Below are 6,784 nucleotides of genomic sequence, written 5' to 3'. Positions count from 1 at the left end.
CCTCCCGCCCCCGTCTTCCTCATTCCCCTCCACCGTTGCCGCTTGCCGCAAGGGGCGCGCAGGGCGCCGCAAGCCGCGAGCTGGCGTCGTCCCGCGGGTTACGGCTCGCCCCGCCGTATCTGCTTCCGCGTTGCCCCCGACTCCCTCGTCGGCCTGCCCCGTCCCTCCCGAGGGCTCGGTCCCGTCGCCCGGTAACTCAGCCTTCTCGGCGCGGGTTCTGCACGTCTCCTCCCGCCGCCGCTGTGGGTATCTCGCTCCCGAGGGGCGAGGGGTGCTCACCCGTTCCTTCCCCGTGTGGCGTGGCGGCCCGTTGGCCCGCGGGAGCTATGCGAGGGAGGTTCGGCACGTACCGGCGCAAGGTTTTTCGGTGTTGTGGGGCGGCGGGCGAGTTGGGTGGGCCGCGGTACCTGGGGGAACGCCGACCGTGGGGCAGGCGGCCGGTTGCCCACAGGGTGGCGAGGGTGAGGGCCAGGGCCAAGGCCAGGGAAAGCGTCGTTGTGGTTGGTGTGGAGGAGGCCGTACGGCTTGTGCGGGGCGGTGAGATGGGGGCGACGGCGGTGCTGTGCGAGGGCGGTGGAATCGGGATACCGAAGACCGGCAGGAGGCGTGACGGGCCGCTGTGCAGTATCGAAGGGGGGAACAGCGACAGGGGATCGAGATAGGTCTTTCCTCTGAGCAGGCCCCAGTGCAGGCAGGGCTCGTGGCAGTGGAACGGGCCGGGTTGGAGGACGGCGACCGGATGGCCCGCGGTCACTTCGTCGCCTTTCCGGACCGTGGCGCGTACGGGTTCGTACGTGGTGTGTAGTGGCGGTCGTCCCGAGTCGGACAGTTCGATGGTCAGCACGCCTCGGCCGGCGACGTTCCCGGCGAAGGTCACCCGGCCTGCGGCGGCGGCCCGCACCGTTGCTCCGGCCGGTGCTGCCAGGTCGACGCCCCGGTGCCCCGCAGCCCAGGGGGACGGCGGCGGCTCCCAGCCGCGTAACACCGTGGGATGCAGGCCGTGTTGACCGTCCACCGGCCAGGAGCGATCGGTCGGCAGAGGGTGCTGAAGTGGTGATCGGGGCCGGACGTGCGGGGCCCCAGCTCCCTTGGCTGACGCTGCGGCCGGTGGTGGTGGACCGGCCATCGCGTCGGCGGCAGGGAGGATGCAGAGCAGGGCAGTCAGCGCGACGGTCCAAGCGGCCGTGGCAGGTGGGGAGGGCCGTCGCGGCGGAGGCGGACGGTGGCCTGGTGGGCGGGGGAGTTGTGCGGATCTGCGGAGGAACCCGCGTTCCGTGGCCGTTGCGGCAGGAGTTGTCGGCGGGTGACTTGCGGTGGCCCGTTGGCACATGGCCGAGCGCTCTTTCCTGGGCAGCGGAGCGGGAACCACGTCATTCCTCCTCCCCTCGTAGGGCCCGGCGGCATCTCCGAACCGCGGGAAGCGCCGTGCGAGCCGCCACCCCCAAGTCGTTCCCCGAACCGACCGGCACCCCTCGATAAGCCGCACCTTCATCGCCCACCGCTCCTGCTCTCTGGTCTTGCGCTTCCGGAACTCGTATGGGTCGACGGTGACGTAATCGGCGGGTGCGTGGGGATCTTGGTCTGTGGCTGTGGGTAACCGGCTGGGTGGGGATATCGGTGTCACCCGATCCGGTGAGTGGCAGGCGGGGAGGAGGGATCTGGTGTAGTTGGTGGGTGTGGTGGACGGGTTTCGTGGGGACGGAAGTCGTCGGACGGTGGCCTGCGGGGGTGGCTCATGGAGCGTGTCGCCCGGGGCATCGGCCGTCCCGTACACTTCATGTGGCGATCCGGGTCACCGGGTCGACTTCGCACGCCCCGCCATCAGTGCACCAGTCCCCTTCGGGCAGCACGGTGGCCGCGCTCCTCGGTCCTCGGACGGTTCCGCAAGGTTCCGTCCTCGGCAGGCGCGTCGGGGCGTCAGGCACCGCGGCCGACCGGTCGCAGTGGAACCGAGAACAACGAGGAGTACGGCCATGGCCGTCGTCACGATGCGGGAGCTGCTGGAGAGCGGCGTCCACTTCGGGCACCAGACCCGCCGCTGGAACCCGAAGATGAAGCGTTTCATCTTCACCGAGCGCAACGGCATCTACATCATCGACCTGCTCCAGTCGCTGTCGTACATCGACCGCGCCTACGAGTTCGTCAAGGAGACCGTTGCCCACGGCGGCTCGGTCATGTTCGTCGGCACGAAGAAGCAGGCCCAGGAGGCCATTGCCGAGCAGGCGACCCGCGTGGGCATGCCCTACGTGAACCAGCGCTGGCTCGGCGGCATGCTGACCAACTTCTCGACCGTCTACAAGCGCCTGCAGCGCCTGAAGGAGCTTGAGCAGATCGACTTCGAGGATGTGGCCGCGTCCGGCCTCACCAAGAAGGAGCTGCTCGTCCTCTCCCGCGAGAAGGCCAAGCTGGAGAAGACCCTCGGCGGTATCCGCGAGATGCAGAAGGTGCCCAGCGCCGTCTGGATCGTGGACACCAAGAAGGAGCACATCGCGGTTGGTGAGGCCCGGAAGCTCAACATTCCGGTCGTCGCGATCCTCGACACCAACTGCGACCCCGACGAGGTCGACTACAAGATCCCGGGCAACGACGACGCGATCCGCTCCGTCACCCTGCTCACCCGTGTGATCGCCGACGCCGTCGCCGAGGGCCTCATCGCCCGTTCCGGCGTCGCCACCGGCGACCAGAAGCCCGGCGAGAAGGCTGCCGCCGAGCCGCTGGCCGAGTGGGAGCGCGACCTGCTCGAGGGCGAGAAGAAGGCTGACGAGGCCCCCGCGGCCGAGGACAAGCCCGCCGAGGCCCCCGTGGCCGAGGAGAAGCCGGCCGAGGCTCCGGCCGCCGAGGCCGAGAAGCCGGCCACGGACGCCGAGCAGGGCTGACCTCAGAACCGGTTGATGACGGCGGGGGTCGGTGCCACAAGCGCCGCCCCCGCCGTTCACCCGTAGATCTTTCGACTTTCGAGAAGAGATTCACAGATCATGGCGAACTACACCGCCGCTGACGTCAAGAAGCTCCGCGAGCTCACCGGCGCCGGCATGATGGACTGCAAGAAGGCGCTGGACGAGGCCGACGGCAGCGTCGACAAGGCCGTCGAGATCCTGCGCGTCAAGGGCCAGAAGGGCGTCGCCAAGCGCGAGGGCCGCTCCGCCGAGAACGGCGCAGTCGTCTCCCTCATCGCCGACGACAAGACCTCCGGCGTGCTGCTGGAGCTCAAGTGCGAGACCGACTTCGTCGCCAAGGGCGAGAAGTTCCTGGCCGTCGCCAACGCGCTCGCCGCGCACGTCGCCAAGACCTCCCCGGCCGATATCGAGGCGCTGCTCGCCTCCGAGATCGAGTCCGGCAAGACCGTCCAGGCGTACGTCGACGAGGCCAACGCCACCCTGGGCGAGAAGATCGTCCTGGACCGCTTCGCGCAGTTCTCCGGTGGCTACGTGGCCGCTTACATGCACCGCACCATGCCCGACCTCCCGCCGCAGGTCGGCGTCCTGGTCGAGCTGGACAAGGAGAACGCCGAGGTCGCGAAGGACGTCGCGCAGCACGTCGCCGCCTTCTCGCCGAAGTTCCTCTCCCGTGAGGACATTCCGGCCGACGTCGTCGAGAACGAGCGTCGCGTCGCCGAGGCCACCGCGAAGGAGGAGGGCAAGCCCGAGGCTGCCCTTCCGAAGATCGTCGAGGGTCGCGTCAACGGCTTCTTCAAGGAGAACGCGCTGCTGGACCAGGCGTTCGCCAAGGACAACAAGAAGACCGTCCAGAAGGTTCTGGACGAGGCCGGTGTCTCGCTGAAGCGCTTCGCGCGCATCCGCGTCGGCGCCTGAGCCTGCCGCGAAGGCAGCGAATGACCTACGACCCCGCTAGGGTCGTACGCAGTCGGCCGCTCACCGGCCGGCCGCAGATGTGACGAGGAGGCCATTGCCGTACGGGGATCTGAATCGGACCCACGGCAATGGCCTTCTTCGTATGTGTACGAGGAGAGCTCAATGAATCACGGTGCCGACGGCTCGGATAAAGCCGACAATCCCGACAGTGGTGGGAAGGGGCGCTTCCTGCTGAAGCTGTCAGGCGAAGCGTTCGCCGGCGGCGGCGGCCTGGGTGTCGACCCCGATGTCGTGCACGCCGTGGCACGCGAGATCGCCGCCGTGGTGCGCGACGGCTACGAGATCGCCATCGTGATCGGCGGCGGCAACTTCTTCCGCGGCGCCGAACTCCAGCAGCGCGGCATGGACCGGGCCCGTTCCGACTACATGGGCATGCTCGGCACGGTCATGAACTGCCTCGCCCTCCAGGACTTCCTGGAGAAGGAAGGCATCGAGACCCGCGTGCAGACCGCCATCACCATGGGCCAGGTCGCGGAGCCGTACATTCCGCTGCGCGCGGTCCGCCACCTGGAGAAGGGCCGGGTCGTCATCTTCGGCGCCGGTATGGGCATGCCGTACTTCTCCACGGACACCACCGCGGCCCAGCGCGCCCTGGAGATCGACGCCGAGGCCATGCTGATGGGCAAGAACGGCGTGGACGGTGTCTATGACGCCGACCCCAAGAAGAACCCCGACGCGGTGAAGTTCGACGCGCTCGAATACGGCGAGGTCATCACCCGCGACCTGAAGGTCGCCGATGCCACCGCCATCACACTGTGCCGCGACAACAAGCTCCCGATCCTCGTCTTCGAACTGCTCGCCGAGGGCAACATCGCGCGCGCGGTGAAGGGTGAGAAGATCGGCACGCTCGTCAGCGATCAGGGCACCCGGGCCTGACGGCCCCAACTGCCGCGACGGCGTACGGGCAGCGGCCGGTACCCGCGGCAGCTCCCGTGCCGGGCAGGCCCCGGCACGGGGATGGACAACCGCCTGCCGGTCGGACACCGTGCAGGAGTAGACGCGCGGCAGGGGCGAGGCTCTGCTTCTTACCGAAGAGACCAGGAGCAAGTGGTGATCGAAGAGATCCTCCTCGAGGCCGAGGAGAAGATGGAGAAGGCCGTCGTGGTCGCCAAGGAGGACTTCGCCGCGATCCGCACCGGGCGTGCGCACCCGGCGATGTTCAACAAGATCGTGGCGGACTACTACGGTGCCTTGACGCCGATCAACCAGCTGGCGTCGTTCTCGGTCCCGGAACCGCGGATGGCCGTGGTGACCCCGTTCGACAAGAGCGCGATGCGCAACATCGAGCAGGCGATCCGCGACTCCGACCTCGGCGTCAACCCGAGCAACGACGGCAACATCATCCGAGTGACGTTCCCGGAGCTGACCGAGGAGCGCCGCAGGGACTACATCAAGGTCGCCAAGACCAAGGGCGAGGACGCGAAGATCTCCATTCGCAGCGTCCGCCGCAAGGCGAAGGAAAACCTCGACAAGCTCGTCAAGGACAAGGAGTCCGGCGAGGACGAGGTCCGGCGCGCGGAGAAGGAGCTCGACGACACCACCGCGAAGTACGTCGCGCAGGTGGACGAGCTCCTCAAGCACAAGGAATCCGAGCTCCTAGAGGTCTGATGAACGAGTCATCCTGGGGGGCCCCGCCCGGCGCCGGTCACTGGGGACCGCCCGACCATGGACCGGCCGCCGCGCCGAGCGGGGTGGCGCCGCCCGCTGTGGCGGGATATGCGCGCGACGGGGGAGCGGCGGGGCAGACCCGTCCGCTGCCCGTCGTGCCCGACGCCGGCGGATACCAGGACGACAGCCGGGACCACCGGGACATCAGGGACGACCGGAACCACCGGGACGACCGGGGGGCCACTCGGCTGAGCGGCCCCCTGTTCCGCGACGAAAAGCCGCAGGAGCCCATGGCCACTCCTTTCCCCGGTTCCCCCGGGCCCACGGGCCCGCAGGACCCAGAGAAGCCGAAGAAGAAGAGCGCGGGACGCAATCTGCCCGCCGCGATAGGAGTCGGCGTCGGTCTCGGCGTGGTCATCCTCGCCTCCCTCTTCTTCTACAAGCCCGTCTTCCTCGGCGTGATAGCGGTCGCCGTCGTCGTGGGCCTGTGGGAGTTGACCTCGCGGCTCGCCGAGCGCAAGGACATCCGGGTGCCGCTGGTACCGCTGGCCGTCGGCGGCACCGCCATGGTGATCGCCGGCTACCTGCGCGGGGCCGAGGGTTCCTGGGCGGCGATGGCGCTCACCACGCTCGCCGTCCTCGTGTGGCGGATGACCGGGAAACCCGAGAACTACCTGCGGGACGTCACCGCTGGTGTCTTCGCGGCGTTCTACGTGCCGTTCCTCGCGACGTTCGTCGCCCTGATGCTCGCCGCCGACGCCGACGGGCCGCAGCGGGTGCTGACCTTCCTGCTGCTGACGGTCGTCAGCGACACCGGGGCGTACGCCGTCGGCTGGCGCTTCGGCAAGCACAAGCTGGCGCCCCGCATCAGCCCCGGCAAGACCCGTGAGGGCCTGGTCGGTGCCGTGCTGTTCGCGATGGTCGCCGGTGCGCTGTGCATGGAGTTCCTGATCACGGACGGTTCCTGGTGGCAGGGGCTGCTGCTCGGCTTGGCCGTCGCCGCCAGCGCCACCCTCGGCGACCTCGGCGAATCCATGATCAAGCGGGACCTCGGCATCAAGGACATGGGCACCCTGCTGCCCGGCCACGGCGGCATCATGGACCGGCTGGACTCCCTGCTGCCGACCGCCCCGGTCGTCTGGCTGCTGTTCGTGATCTTCGTCGGCAGCGGCTGAATCGCCCAGGTAGTCTGGAAAGGCCCGCTGTCCGACAGCGGGCCTTTTTCCGTCCTCGCGACCGCGGGGACAGTTCCCGTGAGTCCCCCGGGTTCCGGCACCGTCCCGCCGTTGGCTCCGCACCGTGGA

At 68.8% G+C, this 6,784-nt stretch carries 6 protein-coding genes; 5 read left to right on the top strand and 1 reads right to left on the bottom strand.

Annotated elements, in window-relative coordinates; translation table 11 throughout:
• Positions 1 to 196: 196 nt before the first annotated feature.
• Positions 197 to 1,126 carry a peptidoglycan DD-metalloendopeptidase family protein gene (locus tag LIU39_RS35620; RefSeq protein ID WP_372463955.1) on the bottom strand — a complete coding sequence of 310 codons (930 nt, stop codon included), beginning with the start codon at positions 1,124 to 1,126 and terminating at the stop codon, positions 197 to 199.
• A gap of 847 nt (positions 1,127 to 1,973) precedes the next feature.
• Between LIU39_RS35620 and rpsB the strand changes: the two genes are divergently transcribed.
• The 5 genes from rpsB to LIU39_RS18580 all read left to right on the top strand — a co-directional run bounded on the left by rpsB (position 1,974) and on the right by LIU39_RS18580 (position 6,655).
• Positions 1,974 to 2,876, top strand: a complete 903-nt coding sequence (gene rpsB / locus LIU39_RS18600) for a 30S ribosomal protein S2 (protein ID WP_227047881.1) — start codon at positions 1,974 to 1,976, stop codon at positions 2,874 to 2,876.
• A 99-nt stretch (positions 2,877 to 2,975) separates the two neighbouring features.
• On the top strand, positions 2,976 to 3,812 hold the full coding sequence (tsf, locus tag LIU39_RS18595; RefSeq protein ID WP_227047880.1) for a translation elongation factor Ts: 837 nt from the start codon (positions 2,976 to 2,978) through the stop codon (positions 3,810 to 3,812).
• A gap of 162 nt (positions 3,813 to 3,974) precedes the next feature.
• Positions 3,975 to 4,748: a UMP kinase gene (gene pyrH, locus LIU39_RS18590; protein WP_227047879.1), complete on the top strand. Its 774-nt coding sequence runs from the start codon at positions 3,975 to 3,977 to the stop codon at positions 4,746 to 4,748.
• Positions 4,749 to 4,922: 174 nt separating this feature from the next.
• Positions 4,923 to 5,480 carry a ribosome recycling factor gene (gene frr / locus LIU39_RS18585; RefSeq protein WP_227047878.1) on the top strand — a complete coding sequence of 186 codons (558 nt, stop codon included), beginning with the start codon at positions 4,923 to 4,925 and terminating at the stop codon, positions 5,478 to 5,480.
• A complete protein-coding gene (locus tag LIU39_RS18580; RefSeq protein WP_227047877.1) occupies positions 5,480 to 6,655 on the top strand; it encodes a phosphatidate cytidylyltransferase in 1,176 nt (391 codons plus the stop codon). The genes frr and LIU39_RS18580 overlap by 1 nt, the downstream gene beginning before the upstream one ends.
• Positions 6,656 to 6,784 lie beyond the last annotated feature (129 nt).

The sequence above is a fragment of the Streptomyces pinistramenti genome, assembly GCF_020564935.1.
Classification (GTDB): domain Bacteria; phylum Actinomycetota; class Actinomycetes; order Streptomycetales; family Streptomycetaceae; genus Streptomyces; species Streptomyces pinistramenti.
This window is presented reverse-complemented; position numbering and strand designations above follow the sequence as displayed.

Bases quoted from the DNA above. Each gene is read 5' to 3' on its own strand.
- LIU39_RS35620 (WP_372463955.1), bottom strand. From the start codon at position 1,126: ATGGCCGGTCCACCACCACCGGCCGCAGCGTCAGCCAAGGGAGCTGGG.
- tsf (WP_227047880.1), top strand. From the start codon at position 2,976: ATGGCGAACTACACCGCCGCTGACGTCAAGAAGCTCCGCGAGCTCACC.
- rpsB (WP_227047881.1), top strand. From the start codon at position 1,974: ATGGCCGTCGTCACGATGCGGGAGCTGCTGGAGAGCGGCGTCCACTTC.
- pyrH (WP_227047879.1), top strand. From the start codon at position 3,975: ATGAATCACGGTGCCGACGGCTCGGATAAAGCCGACAATCCCGACAGT.
- LIU39_RS18580 (WP_227047877.1), top strand. From the start codon at position 5,480: ATGAACGAGTCATCCTGGGGGGCCCCGCCCGGCGCCGGTCACTGGGGA.